The sequence below is a fragment of the Bradyrhizobium sp. USDA 4474 genome (assembly GCF_054057515.1).
Map to the genome: position 1 here is coordinate 6,196,896 of NZ_JBSRZJ010000002.1, position 15,488 is coordinate 6,212,383.

Here is a 15,488-nt window from a genome sequence, read left to right on the forward strand (position 1 = left end):
ACATGCTGATTTCCTGCGGCGATGCGCTGATCGATTTCGTGCCGACGAGAAACGCGGAGGGACGCGAGGCCGTGATGCCGGCGGTTGGCGGCTCCTGTCTCAACGTTGCGATCGGGATGGCGCGGCTCGGCGCTCCGACGGGTTTCGTCGGCGGCATCTCGACGGACATGTTCGGACGCATGATCGCGGAGCACGCCGTGGCGTCGAACGTCGATCTGGGTCTCGCCACCCGCGGCGATCATCAGACCACGCTGGCCTTCGTGCGCATCGTCGCCGGCGAGTCCAATTACGCCTTCTATGACGCCGAGACCGCGACGCGGAATTGGAGGTTTCTGCGTGGGACCATTCCGTTCAATAAGGTGGCGGCTGTCCATGTCGGCTCGACCACGCTGGTCAACGACCAGGGCGCTGCCGAAACGAAGGCTCTGATTGCGGATGCGAAGGCCTCGTCGACGATTTCCTTCGATCCGAACTGCCGGCCCAACCTCGTCAAGGATAAACCGGCCTATCTCGCACGAATGAATGAGTTCGCTGCCAGCGCCGATCTCGTCAAAATGTCAGACGTCGACTTCGCCTATCTTTTCGGCGAAGAGTCGTATCAACAGCGCGCGAGCGCGATGTTGGGGCGGGGTCCGAGCCTTGTCGTGGTCACCCGCGGCAACAACGGCGCCATTGCCTGGCATGCAAAGGCCGGGCAGATCGAGGTCGAGGCGCCGAAGATTGAGGTCGCCGACACCATCGGCGCCGGCGACACCTTTCAGGCTGCCTTGCTGTTCGCGCTTTACAAGCAAGAGCGTATCGCCCGGGCGCAATTGAAGGACATCGGCCCAGACGAGCTCCGCCGCGCGCTGTCCTTTGCCGCCAACTGCGCCGGCCTGACCTGCACCCGCCCCGGTGCCGATCCGCCCTGGAGCCACGAGATCAGCTGGAGCTGGTAGTCCGCGCGATTCCCGGGATGTCCCGGCGGATTGCGGCCATGCATCCGCCGAAATGGACAGGTGAGTTGCGCGCTGGCAAGGTCCGCACATCCTGACGCGAGCCTGTCCTGATGAGCGACGACCTCTGTTTCCTCTCTGCCACGGAACTGCGCGAACGTATCACCCGCAAGAAGGTGTCGCCGGTCGAAATCACCACCGCGGTGCTCGCGCGCGCCGAAGCGTTGCAGCCCGAGCTGAATTGCTTCATCACATTGTGCGGCGACGAAGCGATGGCCGCGGCGCGCGAAGCCGAGCGCAAGGTCATGTCTGACGAGCCACTCGGCTTGCTGCATGGGCTGCCCGTCACCGTCAAGGACATCGTCAACACCAAGGGGGTGAAGACGACCTTCGGCGCCGTTCCCTACAAGGACAATGTGCCCGCCGAGGATGCTGTCGCGGTCGCAAAGCTGCGCAGCGCAGGTGCGATCCTGATCGGCAAGACCACGACGCCGGAGTTCGGGAGCAAGTGCCTGACCGACTCGCCGCTGTTCGGCCGCACCCGCAACGCCTGGGACGCGCGGCGCTCCTCCGGCGGCTCCAGCGGCGGCGCGGCGGTGGCCGTGGCGAGCGGCATCGCGCCGCTGGCGATTGCCACCGACGGCGGCGGCTCGACGCGGATTCCCGCGGCCTGCAACGGCGTGGTCGGGCTGAAGCAGAGCAATGGCGTGATCGCGCACAGTCAGGCGCTGGATGCGTTCGGAAACCAGACCTATGTCACGCCGACCACGCGCACCGTCGCGGACACCGCGCTGATGATGCAGGCAATGGCCGGCGAGGATGCCTGCGATCCCTGGTCGATCGGCGTGCCCGTGCCCGACTTCATCGGCACGGCCGCCCCGCGCGGCGATCTGCGCGGACAAAAGATCCTGTTCTGTGCGTCGCCACCGGGCCGACCCGTGTCCTCGGATGTGACCACGGCCTTCAGGGCGAGCCTTGATCGCCTCGCGGGTCTGGGCGCGGAGCTGGAGGAGTTTTCGGGCGAGGGATACGACGTCGAGCCGATCTGGCGCGCTATCAACCACACCGTCTGGCGCTCGCGATTTTCAAAGCTGGTGGCCGAGCATGGTGACGTCCTCAGCGAAGCCTTCGTCAAGCAAATCGCGTTGGCGACTGATGTCAGCGGCGTCGACTACCAGGAGGCGATGTTCGCGCGCACCGCGTTGTTCCGTCGCGTGCAATCCCTGCTTGCGCGCGGGCACCTTCTGGCGATGCCAACCCTCACCCGCACCGCGCTGCCGATCGACCAGGACCTGTTCGGCCGGATCGAGATCGACGGCCAGCAGTTTGACAGCGTCCGGCCGCACTGGTTCCCCTGGACCATGCCGTTCAACATGACCGGCCACCCCGCGATCAGTCTACCCTGCGGTTTTGGTCGCGACGGAATGCCGATTGGGCTCCAGCTCGTGGGCCGCTTCCGGGGCGACGCGGAATTGCTGCACGTCAGCGCGCTGTTTGAGGCCTCGTCCGATCTCCTGTCCCGTCGGCCGGCCTAGGAGGGGACGATGGGCCGCAAAGGGCTTGCGTCCGGCGTCCGGACATGTTGATCGTGCCGCGGATGAGCCCTGAAGCTGAGCGCGCATGAGCGTATTTGTCCTCCGACGTGTCCTGACATTGCTGGCGACGCTGGTCGGCGCATCCGTCATCATTTTCCTGGTGTTGGACGCGCTGCCGGGTAATGCCGCGCAGATGCTGATGGGTGCCGATGCGTCGCCCGATGCGGTGCGCGCGCTCACCGTCAAGCTCGGGCTCGATCAGCCGCTGGCGGTTCGTTATCTGCATTGGATCACGGGTCTCCTCGTCGGCGATCTCGGCAACTCCTATGTCTACGGCACGCCGGTCGCGAGCCTGATCGCGGAACGGCTGGTGCTGACCGTTCCGCTCGCAATCATGTCGATGCTGATCACGGTGGTGCTGGCGCTCTCGGCCGGCATCTACACTGCCGCCAACCATAACAAGCTCGGCGATGTCGGGGTGATGTCGCTAACCCAAATCGGCATCGCGCTGCCGAATTTCTGGTTCGCCATTCTCCTTGTGCTGCTGTTCGCCGTTCGGCTGCAATGGCTGTCCGCCGGCGGTTTTGCCGGTTGGGACGACGGCATCTGGCCCGGCGTCAAGTCGCTGCTGCTGCCGTCGATCTCATTGGCTGTGGTGCAGGCCGCCATTCTTGCCCGTGTCACGCGGTCTGCGGTGCTGGAAGTGCTGCGCGAAGACTTTGTCCGCACGGCGCGCGCGAAGGGGCTCGGCAGGCGCGAGGTGCTGTGGAGCCATGTGCTGCGCAATGCCATGATTCCTGTCATGACAGTGATGGGCTTGCAATTCGCCAATCTGCTTGCGGGCACGATCGTGATCGAGAACGTGTTCTACCTGCCGGGGCTTGGCCGCCTGATCTTCCAGTCGATCGCCAACCGCGATCTGATCGTGGTGCGCAACTGCGTGATGCTGTTGGCGGCCATGGTCGTCATCGTCAATTTCGTGGTCGACGTGCTCTATGCCTTCATCGATCCTCGCATCAAGGTGCACGACCTGTGAGTGCGCCCCTGACCACCTCTGCCGACGCAACGGTCGCAACGCAACCCTTGTCGGCCCAGACGTTCTGGGGTCGCGCGCTGCGGCACCCCAGCTTTGTGATCGGCGGCGCGCTGAGCCTTTTGGTGGTCATCTCCGCGCTGCTTTCGCTGGTCTGGACACCGTGGTCGCCCTATGAGATCGACATCGCCTCGAAACTCCAGCCGCCGTCGGCGGCGCATTGGCTGGGCACCGATACGTTCGGTCGCGACATCGTATCGCTGTTGCTCGCCGGCGCGCGCTCGACCATCCTGGTCGGCGTCATCGCCGTCAGCATCGGTCTGACCTTCGGCGTCTGTCTCGGCCTGATCGCATCGGCCAAGCGCGGCTGGACCGAAGAGATCATCATGCGCTTCTCCGACTTCACTTTCGCCTTTCCGGCCGTGCTCTCGGCCATCATGCTTGCCGCGGTCGCGGGTCCAGGCATGGTGACCTCGATCATCGCGATCGGTATCTTCCAGATCCCGACCTTGACCCGGCTGACGCGCGGTTCGGCAAACGCGGTCTGGGCGCGCGAATTCGTGCTGGCCGCGCGCGCGTCAGGGAAGGGCGCCTTCCGCATCACCGTCGAGCATGTGCTGCCGAACATCCTGTCGATCCTGATCGTGCAGGCGACCATCCAGTTTGCGCTGGCCATTCTCGCCGAAGCCGCGCTGTCTTATCTCGGCCTCGGCACGCAGCCGCCGCAGCCTTCATGGGGCCGCATGTTGAACGATGCGCAGACCATGCTGTTCCAGTCCCCAATGCTCGCGGTGTATCCCGGTGCTGCGATCGCAGTCGCCGTGCTCGGCCTCAATCTGCTCGGTGATGGATTGCGAGATTTGCTTGATCCCAGACTGGCGCGGGAGCGGTGACGATGGTTGATCCCGCAACCCTGATCGAAGTCGCTGGTCTCGGCGTCCGTCTCAACACCAGCCGCGGTCCGGCACAGGCGGTCCGCGGCGTGAGCTTTGCGCTGAAACGCGGCGAGACGCTCGGGCTCGTCGGCGAATCCGGCTGCGGCAAGTCGGTTACGGCGCTGTCGCTGATGGGGCTGCTGCCTGACAGCGCCGTTGTGAGCGGCAGCATCAAGCTCGATGGACGCGAGCTCGCGCGCCTCCCGGACGCGGATTACTGTAAGCTGCGCGGCAACCGCATCAGCATGATTTTTCAGGAGCCCATGACGGCTCTGAACCCGATGCACACGATCGGCCATCAGGTCGCCGAGCCGCTGCGGCGTCACAAGAATTATTCCACAGCCCAAGCGCGCAAGGAGGCGATCGCCTTGCTCGACCGCGTCGGGCTGCCCGATCCGGCCAAACGTATCGATGCCTATCCGCATCAGTTCTCCGGCGGCCAGCGCCAGCGCGTCACGATTGCGATGGCGCTCGCCTGCGAGCCTGATCTCTTGATCGCAGATGAACCGACCACTGCGCTTGACGTTACCATCCAGGGCCAGATTCTCGATCTCATCGCCGATCTCGTCGAAGAACGCGGCATGTCGATGATCCTGATCTCGCATGATCTCGGCGTCATCGCCGAGAACGTGCAGCGCATGATGGTGATGTATGGCGGCACCGTCGTCGAGAGCGGGCCGACGGACCAGGTGTTTCGCCGCATGGGCCATCCCTACACGCAGGGCCTGTTCCGAGCGCGCCCGCGGCTCGGCGCGCGCAGGGGGACGCGACTGAGGACGATCTCGGGCACGGTGCCGGAGCTCGCCGATCTGCCTGTCGGTTGCACATTCGCCGATCGATGTCCGCTCGTGATCGACGCGTGCCGGGCGGCGCTGCCGCCGATGGTCGAGGTCGGACCGCTGCATGGCGTGCGCTGCATCAGAACCGATGTCTCCATGGCTGCGAATGTCGGGGCGCTGTCCGCATGACCGCAGCGCCCCTTCTCGACGTGAGGAATCTCGAGCAGCGCTACACGCTGCCGCGCGAAAGTCTGTTCCGCCCGCCCGGGCAGGTCCGTGCCCTCAACGGCGTCAGCGTCCAGGTTGAGGCTGGCAAGAGCCTCGGCATCGTCGGCGAGTCCGGCTCCGGCAAATCCACGTTCGCGCGCGTGGTGATGGCGCTGGAGCGGCCGACGGCGGGCGAGGTCACGCTGCTCGGCCGCGATCTCAATCGCATCTCTCCCGACGAATTGCGCCGCGCCCGGCGCGATTTCCAGATGGTGTTCCAGGACCCTTACGGATCGCTCGATCCACGCCAGACCATTGCGCGTATCGTCGCCGAGCCGCTCACCGTGCTCGACGACGCCGACCGCACGATGTTCCGCGCTCGCGTCTCGGCGGTGCTGAAGCAGGTCGGCTTGCGCGAAGCGGACATGGACAAATATCCGCACGAATTCTCCGGTGGCCAGCGCCAGCGCATCGCGATCGCGCGCGCGTTGATCACGCAACCGAAACTGATCGTCGCGGACGAGCCGGTCTCCGCGCTCGATGTTTCCGTCCAGGCGCAGGTCCTGAACCTGATGCAGGACCTCCAGGAGCAGTTCGGGCTGAGCTACATCCTGATCAGCCACGACCTCGCGGTGGTCGACCATCTCTGCGACGAGGTCGCGGTGATGTATCTCGGCCGTATCGTCGAGCAGGGGCGGCCTGAGGATCTGTTCGAGCACTGCGCACATCCCTACACGCGGGCGCTGCTGGATGCCGTGCCGCGGGCGCGCGCCGGTGGCGGCCGGCGCCGGCGCGGGGCCCAGGCGATCGCCTCGCAATCGGCGGTCGCGACGGGGTGCCCCTATGTCGCGCGATGTCCGCACGCCGACCAGCATTGCCGCGAGGTTCCGCCCTTGCTACGCAGGGTGGGCGAGGGACACCTTGCCGCCTGCCACAAGGCGGAGACCGTGATGGCATTGCCGCAGGCGGCCATGGAAGGTTAATGTCGGCTACAGACTTGGCGTAGCCTCGAGAAGCAGAAGAAGGCCCGGGAGTTAGGCATGTTGAAGAAGCTATCGATCGTCGCTTTCGCCGCAGCGCTGGCCGCGGCGCCGCTGCCGGTGCTGGCGCAGAGCAAGAAGGACAGCGTCGTCATGGGCATGACGCTGGAGCCGCCGGGGCTTGATCCCACCAACGCAGCCGCCGCCGCAATCGCCGAGGTCACGCTTTACAACATCTACGAGACCCTGACCAAGATCAACGAGGACGGCTCGGTCTCGCCGTTGCTCGCCGAGAGCTGGACCGCATCGCCCGACCTGAAGACCTACACGTTCAAGCTGCGCAAGGGCGTCAAATTCCAGAACGGCGAAGCCTTCGATTCCGCCGCCGTCAAATTCTCGTACGAGCGCAACGCGGCCGCGAACAGCACCAACAAGGACAAGAGCCTGTTCCAGGCTTTCGAGAAGGTCGACGCGCCCGACGCCGACACGATCGTGCTCACGCTGAAATATCCGGAGCCGAACCTGCCGTTCCTGCTGGGGCAGGCGAGCGCCTCGATCGTCGAGCCGAAGAGCGCGGCCACCAACGTGACGCAGCCGGTCGGCACCGGCCCCTACCAGCTCGGCGCCTGGGTCAAGGGCTCCTCGCTCACGCTCAACAAATGGGCCGACTATCGGGGCGCCTCGGCGATCAAGCTCGCGAAGGTGACGATCCGCTTCATCTCCGATCCCGCCGCTCAGGCCGCGGCTCTCCTGTCGAATGACGTGGATGCGTTTCCGCGCATCGCAACCCGCGTTGTCGCCCAATTCAAGGCCGACCCGCGCTTCACGGTGCTGGTCGGCGGCTCCAAGGCCAAGACCATCGTCGCCATCAACGAGAAGAAGAAGCCGCTCGACGACGTGCGCGTGCGCCGCGCGATCCTCGCCGCGATCGATCGCAAGGCGATCATCGACGGCGCTGTGGAAGGTTTCGGCACACCGATCGGCAGCTTCTACACGCCGGGCTCGCTCGGCTATGTCGACACCACAGGCATCAACCCTTACGACCCCGAGAAGGCAAAGAAGCTGCTGGCTGAGGCCGGCGTGACCACGCCGCTCGAGCTCAGCCTGAAGCTGCCGCCGCCACCTTATGCGCGGCAGGGCGGCGAGATCCTCGCAGCCCAGCTCGCCAAGGTCGGCATCGTCGCCAAGATCGAGAACGTCGAATGGGCGCAGTGGCTGTCGCAGGTGTTCGCGCCCAGCGGCCCCCACAACTACGATCTCACCATCGTCTCGCATGTCGAGCCGTTCGATCTCGTCAAGCTGACGGAGCCCGACTTCTACCTCGGCTACAACAACGACGCGTTCAACGCGTTGTACAAGCAGATCGTATCGACCCCCGACGAGGCCGCCCGCGCAAAGCTGCTCGGCGATGCCCAGAAGATGCTGGCGACCGACGCGGTGGCCGGCTTCCTGTTCCAGCCGCAATGGCCGACGGTGATCAACAAGAAGCTGAAGGGCGTCTGGAAGGAAGTCCCGCAGTTCGAGAACGATTTCTCGGCCTGGTCCTGGGAGTAGGGCCAGTCGCTGAAGTCAGATCCAACACCAATGACCTCTCCCTGATCGGGAGAGGTCTTTTTTTGGGACGCATCAAAACAGAATCTGCAAAACAACCCCATGCACCGTAGCCGGGTGGTCAGTTCTTTCAAGGACTTGCGCGACCGACCCGGATATTTTCGTAAAAACCGAAATATTTCTTGATCCGTCGGGCAAAACACTGGCATGATGCCATCATTGCAGTCGGGGTGACCGGGGCGCGAGATCGCGGGCGGCTCTCGTCAATGGTCGCGTCCAGCCATGCCACGTCCTTCGAGTTGATGCCGTCCGATCCGGCCCGTCCGCGTGCCGAGCAGAAGGCCGGCTGCGAAAGCCATGAGAGCGCCGACCGCCAGGGGCACGACGCGCGCCAGGGGGCCGTCGACGACGACCGCACGATCGTCCGCCTCCGCGCCGAAGCGCCCGCGCGTGCGGTGCAAAGACCGAACCGAATGCATCAGATTGTCGGGGCGTTCGGACCCCACGGGCTTGGGCGTTTCCTGCGCCGAAAACGCCACCTTCGCAAGATAGCGGTCGAGCCACGCCGGAAGCACGGTATTGCCCAGGATGACCTTGAGCGTGCTGAGTCCGATCCAGTATTCGCGGCCGGGACGGAGGACAGCCTGATAAACCGCATTCGCGATGACTTCCGGCTGCACCACCGGCGCGACCGGACGAGGTTCTCGCGGCATGTGGGTTCGCGCCCAGTCGAATTGCGGCGTGTTGACCGCGGGCAGCTCCATCATGGTGAGCCGGATGCGGCTCCGGTCGTGGATCAACTCGGTCCGCAATGAATCGGTGAAGCCGCGGATGGCGTGCTTGGCGCCGCAATAGGCCGATTGCAGCGGGATGCCGCGATAGGCCAGTGCGGACCCGATCTGGATGATGTGCCCGCGATCAGCCGGCCGCATGTGACGCAGGGCCGCCATCGTGCCATGCACGAAGCCGAGATAGGTCACCTCTGTGACGCGGCGAAACTCCTCGGCGGTCATCTTCCATACCGGCGAGAACACCGTGACCATGGCATCATTGATCCAGACGTCGATCGTCCCGAACGTCCGGACGACGCGGTCCGCCGCAGCGGTCATTGCGTCCGCGTCGGCGACGTCGGACGGCATGGGCAGCGCCGTTCCACCCATCTGCTCGACCTCGCGCCGGGTTTCCTCGAGCGCCTCCGCATCACGCGCGATCAGGCCGATGCGCCAGCCGTCGCGGGCGAAGCGATGCGCGATGGCCCGCCCGACGCCCGCCGAAGCTCCGGTGATGACGACGACCCGGCCCGAGTGAAGTGGCACCATGCTCATGATCTGTGCACCTCCGTTGAACGTTGATGGAGTGAGGTTCGCCGTGGGACGGCGGCGTCGAGTTCGCCCCGTCGCGCCAGAACGCGAATGCGGTCCGCGGTCCTGCAGGCGATCGCTTGAATCGTCAGTGACGGATTGGCACCTCCGACCGTCGGAAAGACCGAGCCGTCACAGATCCACAAGTTCGGAATGTCCCAGCTGCGACAGTCGGCATCGACGACGCTGGTCCGGGCGTCGCTCCCCATGCGCGCGGTTCCGTTGAGGTGGCAGGTATCGTCGTCCTGGATCCATATGTCGTGTGCATCGATCGCCTCCAACGCGCGGCCCATGAACTTGAGGGAGTGATCGATCAAACGCTTGTCGTTGTCGCACCAGGAATAGGTGATGCGGGGAATTCGTAAGCCATACTGGTCGACCTCGTCGGCCAGGGTGACCCGATTGGATTCCTGCGGCAGCATCTCGCCGACGATCTTGAGACCGACCACGTGGTTGTAGTCTTTCATGGCCTCGACCAGGCGCTCCCCCCAGAGCCCGCGAGCGCTGAACAGCGTGTTCGCCCAGAGCTGCGGTAGCGGGCCCTGGCTCATGTAGGAATAGCCGCCGAAGAAATCCTTGCCCTTGTCTTCGTAGTTCCAGTGCTCGGTAATGGCGAGCGACGGCGGCCCCTTGTAGGAGCGCACCTCGTGCTCCAGCCGCCCCCACACCGCCTGATTGGATTGCGCCATCAGGTTCTTTCCGACCAGGCCCGAGCTGTTGGCGAGGCCGTCCGGAAAGCGGGACGTCGCGGAATTCAAGAGAAGCCGGGGCGTTTCGATGGCATAGCCAGCGACCACGACGTTGCGGGCACGCTGAAAGCGCCATGCGCCGTCCCGATGATAGTGAACCCCGGACACGAGCCCCGACGGCTCGACCTCGACGCGACCGACCATCGCGAGATCGCGGATTTCCGCGCCCGCGGCGATCGCGCGCGGAATCCATGTGACCAGCGCGCTCTGCTTGGCGTTGGTCGAACAGCCGGTGACGCAGAAGCCGCGATAGACGCAAGGATGGGCCAGACCCCGGGGCGCCGACAGCGTCGCGAGCGGCGTCTCGGTCCATTGGATGCCCAGTGCCTCGCAACCCTTGGCCAGCGCTCGCGCCGCGCCGTTCAACGGATGGGCGCGGTAGGGGTAGCGCGGACGCGGCGGGCCCCAGGGATAGGTCACCGGACCCGATATCTTCAGGGCCTGCTCGACCTCGGTGTAGTAGTCCCACATCTCGCGCCAATCGAGTGGCCAGTCGGCGCCGTAGCCGAGCAGGGTGCGCGACTTGAACCATTCGGGGCGGAAGCGCAGCGAGACCATTGCGAAGTGCACCGTCGAGCCGCCCACGGCCTTGCCGCTGTTGTTGCTGCCGAGATGGAGCGGATTGGCGCCATCGACGATGCGGTCATCGGTCCAGTAAAGCTTGGTCTGCTCGGATTCGTCGGAGGCGAAATCCTCCAGCGGCCTGAAATAGGGGCCGGCGTCGAGGGCGACGACGGAGAAGCCGTATTCGGCAAGCTTGCAGGCGAGCGTTCCTCCGCCTGCGCCGGTCCCGACGATGGCAAAATCGACCGGCTCGCTCTCGCGGTATTGCCGCATCGGTATCCAGCCGCCTGGACGGAACACGTCCGGCGCCCGGCCATCGTGCGCCCGCGGCGCATGGAGGGGATCATCGGACACGGCGATTGCTCCGGCGGGCTGTGGCATCATTCCCGTCTTTCGCCTCGGCCGCTTCCCAGGGATCGCGCTCGTCGAGACCGAGGCGCACATAACCGCGCGGGCTCGCAGGGCCGCCCCAGCCGATCTCGCTCCAGGCGGTCGGGTGAGCGTAATAGGCGAATACGATGTCCCGCCCCATGCGCGCCTTGAAGAAGACGTCGCAGCGCAAGCCGCCCCATTCGGGCGCTTTCAACTCGCCGCATTGGGCGGCGCGCAGCAGCTTACCCTGTAAGGCTTCGGGCAACTGCGCAAAGCGCTTGCCGTATGCCGCGGCGGCCTCGGCGTTCAGCGCCTTCAGGCCGAGACGCCAGGCTTCGCCGTCCCGGGGCATATCGGGCACGCGAAACCCGTCCATGATTCCGTCGTGCAGCTTGCGGTCGACCAGCGCGGCAATCGGCACGGGCGGACGATCGGATGGCTGCGGAACGATGCGGCTCGCGATCGCCACGACGGTCTCGTATTCGTCGGGTGTGAAGAAGCGTGGTTCGGGCGCGATCGACAGCCGCCGCGTGATGACCTCGCGCGTCTTGTCGTTCCAGGATGGTCCCGACAATTTGGCGAGAACGTCATATTCGGGATAGCGGTCGCGACTGTCATGCATCGGGATGCGCCCTCATGAGACCGAGTGCGGCAAGGCCGGCCAATGCGAGGCCGGCGAAGCTCGGCGGCGCGGGGATCGGCGGTCCGTTCAGGATGTTCTGACTCCAGTTGCGCCAGCCGCCCATGTTTCGTGACACGCCGTATGCGTGGAAGCCGACACCGGCCACACCCATGGCCGTCAGCACACGCATCCACCAGCGGGTGAAGCGATGCGTCCCGCCGGAACCGCTCCCGGCCGCCGACAGCAGCAGCGCTGCGCCGATCGGCGGCAGCGTCACCGGCAGAAGCATGAAGGGGTTGTGATAGGCGCCCCGGAAATGCAGCAGGCCGGCCTCGCCGGTGGTGCCGAGCAGGCCCGCACTCGCCACCGCGGCGATCGTGCGTCCCGCCGGCAGACCGAAGATGCGCGGCCGCGTTCGGCTCGCCTCCCGCACCCGTTCGGAACAGAAGCCGAGCAGGCCCGAGAGCAGGATCGCCATCGGCGCGCCGATCGGCGCACCGTAAAACAAATTCTGCCAGCTGAAGCCGCCCACGCGCTTGCCGACGTTGTAGAGATGGAATCCGGAACCGACCAGCCCGGTGGCTGCCGCCAGCAGGTAGGTCGCGTCGCGCGCCTTGTGGGCGAGCGGACGCATATCGGCCGTGCCGTGCAGGCTCGTCGCCAGGGTCAGCGCCGAAACTGCAAGCGGGGTGTACATGGCCTTGTTCTTGAACGAGCCGCGGTAATGCTCGACGCTGGAATCGGCGAGCACGGAGGCGGCGAGCGTTCCCGCGGCCCGGTTGAGCTCCCGCGCTGTTTTGACCGTTGCTGCGCGGCTGGCACGAATGCGACGCGGCGCGAGGCGCGAGCCGGAGCTGCGAGCCGGCGCGGCTGCCGAAAGCAGTGAGACAAGCGCCATGCCGGATGCAGCGATCCCGGCCAGAGCAATCAGATTGCGCTCCGCGGGAAGCTTCATGCGGCCTCCGACACGGCGTAAGCGGCGGCATCGCTCCGCTTGAAGACCAACCCGTTACCCGGCACCGTCAGATCGGGGGCGATCCGGCCATCGCGCGGCTGCGGCGCGCCGTCGAAAAACATGCGCTCGATCCGGACATGGTCGTGAAACCATTCGAGATGGCGCATGCGGGGGGCAGCACAGGCAACGGCGAGATGCAGCGCCGGCGCGCAGTGACCGGAAAGGTCGACGTGAAAGGCGTCACACAGCGCCGCAATCCCGAGAAAGCCGGTGAAGCCGCCGCATCGGGTCGCGTCCGCCTGCTGCACGTCGACGGCACCGGCCGCAAGCATCGCGCGCACATAGTCGACAGTGTAGGCATATTCGCCGGCCGCCACGTCCATTCCATCAGGAGCGTGCTGCCGCACCATGGCCAAACCAGGCAGATCGTCCGACGACACGGGCTCTTCGAACCAGCTGACGCCCTGTTCACGGAAGATGTGCGCCAGCCGGATCGCCTGCCTGGGGGTGCAGGCGCCATTGGCATCGACGAACAGGTCCGCATCGCCGATCGCGCGCCTGGCCACCGCGACGCGATGTGGGTCCCGGTCCGGCTCGGAGCCGATTTTCATCTTGACGTAAGCGCAGCCGTCCTGCGCGACCCAGCCGCCGAGCTGATGCTCCAGCTCGTCGTCGGAATAGGTGGTGAAGCCGCCGCTGCCATAGATCGGAATGGAGGTGCGCCGCGCGCCGAGAGCAACGACGAGCGGCAGCGCGAGCAGACGCGCCTTCAGATCATGCAGAGCGGTATCCACCGCGGAGATGGCCGTCGCCGCAAGGCCCTCACGTCCCAGATTGCGGACTGCGCGCTGCATCGCCTCGAAACAGGCCTGCGGCGCCAGGGCGTCCTTGCCCGCGATCACCGCGGCGAGCGTGTCCCGGATCAGCGGCGCAATGCTGGCACCGGCATAGGTGTAGCCGAGGCCAACCTGCCCTCCGCCCTCGACCTCGACAAGCACGAGGGTGGTGGAATTCCAGGCGATGGTGCCGTCCGCCTCGGGGCGATCGGTCGGCACCGTGTACGCCTGCGCGCGCACGCTCCGGATTGGGACCTCGCACAGCATCAGTCTTTTCCGGGCAGAACACCCGTCAGCAGCTCTTTGGCGCTGTTCTTCAGCACGCTTCCCAACTCTGGCTCGGACGGGATCATGCTGACGAAATTCTTGGCGTCCTTCAGGGTGATGTGCGGCGGAAGCGGCGGCACGTTGGGGTCGGTATAGGCTTCGAGGATCACAGGCCGATCGGACGCCAGCGCTTCGTCCCAAGCCGCACCGACGCGATCGGGATTGTCGACGAAGATACCCTTCAGGCCGAGCAGCTCGGCGTAGCGATGATAGGGAAAATCCGGAATGCTCTGGGTCGACTCGGTCTTTCCGGCACCGAGCTGGATGCGCTCCTCCCACGTCACCTGGTTGAGATCACGGTTGTTGAGCACCAGCACGATCAGCCGCGGGTTCGACCAGCGTTGCCAGTATTTGGAAATGGTGATCATGACATTGAGGCCGTTCATCTGCATCGCGCCGTCGCCCATGCAGGCGATCACGGTGCGCTCAGGGTAGGCCATCTTTCCCGCGAGCGCGTAAGGCGTGCCGGCGCCGAGCGAGGCAAGGCCGCCGGACAGCGACGCTTTCATGCCGCGCCGCATCTTGAGATCACGGGCGTACCAGTTGGCGACGGAGCCCGAATCCGCGGTGATGATGGCGTTATCAGGCAGACGCGGCGACAACTCCCAGAACACCCGCTGCGGATTGAGCGGTTCGGCGGAATTCATCGCTCGTTGCTTCAGCGTGTCCCACCAATCGGCCATGCCTTTCTCGATGTCGCGCCGCCAGGACGACGGCTTCTTCTGCGTGAGCAGCGGCAACAATGCGCGCAACGTCGTCGCGCTGTCGCCGACCATGTTGACCTCCATCGGATAGCGCAGACTGAGCCGGCTGCCGTCGATGTCGATCTGCACGCCGCGCGCATCGCCCGGCTCGGGCAGGAATTCGCTGTAGGGGAAAGCGGAACCCACCATGAGGAACGTGTCGCAGTTCTTCATGAGATCCCAGCTCGGGCGCGTTCCCAACAGCCCGATCGAACCGGTGACAAACGGCAGATCGTCGGGCACCGCGGCCTTACCGAGCAGCGCCTTGGCGACGCCCGCCTGCAGGCGCTGCGCGACTTCGATCACCTCGTCCGTTGCATCGAGCGCGCCCGCACCGACGAGCATGGCAACCTTGCTGCCGGCATTGAGGACATCAGCAGCGGCACGAAGCAAAGCCTCGTCCGGCAGCTTCGCCGGCCCGGCATAACCGACGCCCGTGTGGGTGGCGCCATGCGCCACCGGCGGATCCTTGTAGTCGAGCTCCTGCAGATCGTTGGGCAGGATCACGCAGGTGACCGCGCGCTTGGTGTTGGCGATGCGTACCGCGCGGTCGATCAGATGGCGAACCTGTTCGGGAACGCTGGCCATCGCGACGTATTCGGTCACGCCCTGGAATAAGGTCTGGAGATCGACTTCCTGCTGATAGCTCGCGCCGATTGCGCTCCGCGCCTGCTGGCCGACGAGCGCGACCACGGGAACGTGATCCATCTTGGCGTCGTAAAGCCCGTTGAGCAGGTGAATCGCGCCAGGGCCCGACGTCGCGTAGCAAAGCCCGACTTCGCCCGTGAACTTGGCGTGGGCCGAGGCCATGAAGGCTGCCATCTCCTCATGGCGAACCTGCACGTACTCCATTTTGTCCTTGGCCTTTTCGAGGGCGACATCGAGGCCGCCCACCCCGTCGCCGGGATAACCGTACACGCGCTTCAAACCCCATTCGGACAGGCGATGCCAAACATAGTCGCTAACATTCATCGGAAAGGTTCCCGTATGTCGATCGGCGATGA

Annotated in this window: 13 protein-coding genes; 7 read left to right on the forward strand and 6 right to left on the reverse strand. The window is 65.4% G+C overall.

Features of this window, described 5'->3' with window-relative positions:
• The first annotated feature begins 2 nt into the window (after positions 1 to 2).
• The 7 genes from ACVW16_RS30660 to ACVW16_RS30690 all read left to right on the forward strand — a co-directional run bounded on the left by ACVW16_RS30660 (position 3) and on the right by ACVW16_RS30690 (position 7,958).
• Entirely contained in the window at positions 3 to 938 is a 936-nt protein-coding gene (locus tag ACVW16_RS30660; RefSeq protein WP_456702723.1) for a carbohydrate kinase family protein, read from the forward strand.
• Positions 939 to 1,048: 110 nt separating this feature from the next.
• A complete protein-coding gene (locus tag ACVW16_RS30665; RefSeq protein WP_456734616.1) occupies positions 1,049 to 2,470 on the forward strand; it encodes an amidase in 1,422 nt (473 codons plus the stop codon).
• A gap of 85 nt (positions 2,471 to 2,555) precedes the next feature.
• A complete protein-coding gene (locus ACVW16_RS30670) occupies positions 2,556 to 3,506 on the forward strand; it encodes an ABC transporter permease (RefSeq protein WP_456702725.1) in 951 nt (316 codons plus the stop codon).
• The gene (locus tag ACVW16_RS30675; RefSeq protein ID WP_456702726.1) at positions 3,503 to 4,396 is read left to right on the forward strand and encodes an ABC transporter permease; all 894 of its coding nucleotides are present in this window, start codon (positions 3,503 to 3,505) and stop codon (positions 4,394 to 4,396) included. Before ACVW16_RS30670 ends, ACVW16_RS30675 begins: the two co-directional genes overlap by 4 nt.
• A 2-nt stretch (positions 4,397 to 4,398) precedes the next feature.
• Positions 4,399 to 5,406, forward strand: a complete 1,008-nt coding sequence (locus tag ACVW16_RS30680) for an ABC transporter ATP-binding protein (protein WP_456734617.1) — start codon at positions 4,399 to 4,401, stop codon at positions 5,404 to 5,406.
• A complete protein-coding gene (locus ACVW16_RS30685) occupies positions 5,403 to 6,407 on the forward strand; it encodes an ABC transporter ATP-binding protein (protein ID WP_456734618.1) in 1,005 nt (334 codons plus the stop codon). Before ACVW16_RS30680 ends, ACVW16_RS30685 begins: the two co-directional genes overlap by 4 nt.
• A 57-nt stretch (positions 6,408 to 6,464) precedes the next feature.
• Entirely contained in the window at positions 6,465 to 7,958 is a 1,494-nt protein-coding gene (locus tag ACVW16_RS30690; protein ID WP_456702729.1) for an ABC transporter substrate-binding protein, read from the forward strand.
• Between the two features lie 260 nt (positions 7,959 to 8,218).
• Here the strand turns inward: ACVW16_RS30690 and ACVW16_RS30695 are convergent, their stop codons facing one another.
• From ACVW16_RS30695 to ACVW16_RS30720, 6 genes are read right to left on the reverse strand one after another with little or no spacing between them, the layout of a single operon-like run.
• Entirely contained in the window at positions 8,219 to 9,271 is a 1,053-nt protein-coding gene (locus ACVW16_RS30695) for an SDR family oxidoreductase (RefSeq protein WP_456738140.1), read from the reverse strand.
• A gap of 5 nt (positions 9,272 to 9,276) precedes the next feature.
• Complete coding sequence (locus ACVW16_RS30700) at positions 9,277 to 10,983, reverse strand: GMC family oxidoreductase (protein ID WP_456734619.1); 1,707 nt, start codon at positions 10,981 to 10,983, stop codon at positions 9,277 to 9,279.
• On the reverse strand, positions 10,973 to 11,623 hold the full coding sequence (locus ACVW16_RS30705) for a gluconate 2-dehydrogenase subunit 3 family protein (protein ID WP_456702730.1): 651 nt from the start codon (positions 11,621 to 11,623) through the stop codon (positions 10,973 to 10,975). Before ACVW16_RS30705 ends, ACVW16_RS30700 begins: the two co-directional genes overlap by 11 nt.
• On the reverse strand, positions 11,616 to 12,578 hold the full coding sequence (locus tag ACVW16_RS30710) for a hypothetical protein (protein ID WP_456702731.1): 963 nt from the start codon (positions 12,576 to 12,578) through the stop codon (positions 11,616 to 11,618). The genes ACVW16_RS30705 and ACVW16_RS30710 overlap by 8 nt, the downstream gene beginning before the upstream one ends.
• Entirely contained in the window at positions 12,575 to 13,681 is a 1,107-nt protein-coding gene (locus ACVW16_RS30715; RefSeq protein WP_456702732.1) for an enolase C-terminal domain-like protein, read from the reverse strand. The genes ACVW16_RS30710 and ACVW16_RS30715 overlap by 4 nt, the downstream gene beginning before the upstream one ends.
• Positions 13,681 to 15,456, reverse strand: a complete 1,776-nt coding sequence (locus ACVW16_RS30720) for a thiamine pyrophosphate-requiring protein (RefSeq protein WP_456702733.1) — start codon at positions 15,454 to 15,456, stop codon at positions 13,681 to 13,683. Before ACVW16_RS30720 ends, ACVW16_RS30715 begins: the two co-directional genes overlap by 1 nt.
• Positions 15,457 to 15,488: the final 32 nt, after the last annotated feature.

What these genes read in the sequence shown, in the direction of transcription:
- ACVW16_RS30670 (WP_456702725.1), top strand. Translation starts at nt 2,556, where the DNA reads ATGAGCGTATTTGTCCTCCGACGTGTCCTGACATTGCTGGCGACGCTG.
- ACVW16_RS30685 (WP_456734618.1), top strand. Translation starts at nt 5,403, where the DNA reads ATGACCGCAGCGCCCCTTCTCGACGTGAGGAATCTCGAGCAGCGCTAC.
- ACVW16_RS30720 (WP_456702733.1), bottom strand. Translation starts at nt 15,456, where the DNA reads ATGAATGTTAGCGACTATGTTTGGCATCGCCTGTCCGAATGGGGTTTG.
- ACVW16_RS30705 (WP_456702730.1), bottom strand. Translation starts at nt 11,623, where the DNA reads ATGCATGACAGTCGCGACCGCTATCCCGAATATGACGTTCTCGCCAAA.
- ACVW16_RS30680 (WP_456734617.1), top strand. Translation starts at nt 4,399, where the DNA reads ATGGTTGATCCCGCAACCCTGATCGAAGTCGCTGGTCTCGGCGTCCGT.
- ACVW16_RS30665 (WP_456734616.1), top strand. Translation starts at nt 1,049, where the DNA reads ATGAGCGACGACCTCTGTTTCCTCTCTGCCACGGAACTGCGCGAACGT.
- ACVW16_RS30660 (WP_456702723.1), top strand. Translation starts at nt 3, where the DNA reads ATGCTGATTTCCTGCGGCGATGCGCTGATCGATTTCGTGCCGACGAGA.
- ACVW16_RS30710 (WP_456702731.1), bottom strand. Translation starts at nt 12,578, where the DNA reads ATGAAGCTTCCCGCGGAGCGCAATCTGATTGCTCTGGCCGGGATCGCT.
- ACVW16_RS30690 (WP_456702729.1), top strand. Translation starts at nt 6,465, where the DNA reads ATGTTGAAGAAGCTATCGATCGTCGCTTTCGCCGCAGCGCTGGCCGCG.
- ACVW16_RS30715 (WP_456702732.1), bottom strand. Translation starts at nt 13,681, where the DNA reads ATGCTGTGCGAGGTCCCAATCCGGAGCGTGCGCGCGCAGGCGTACACG.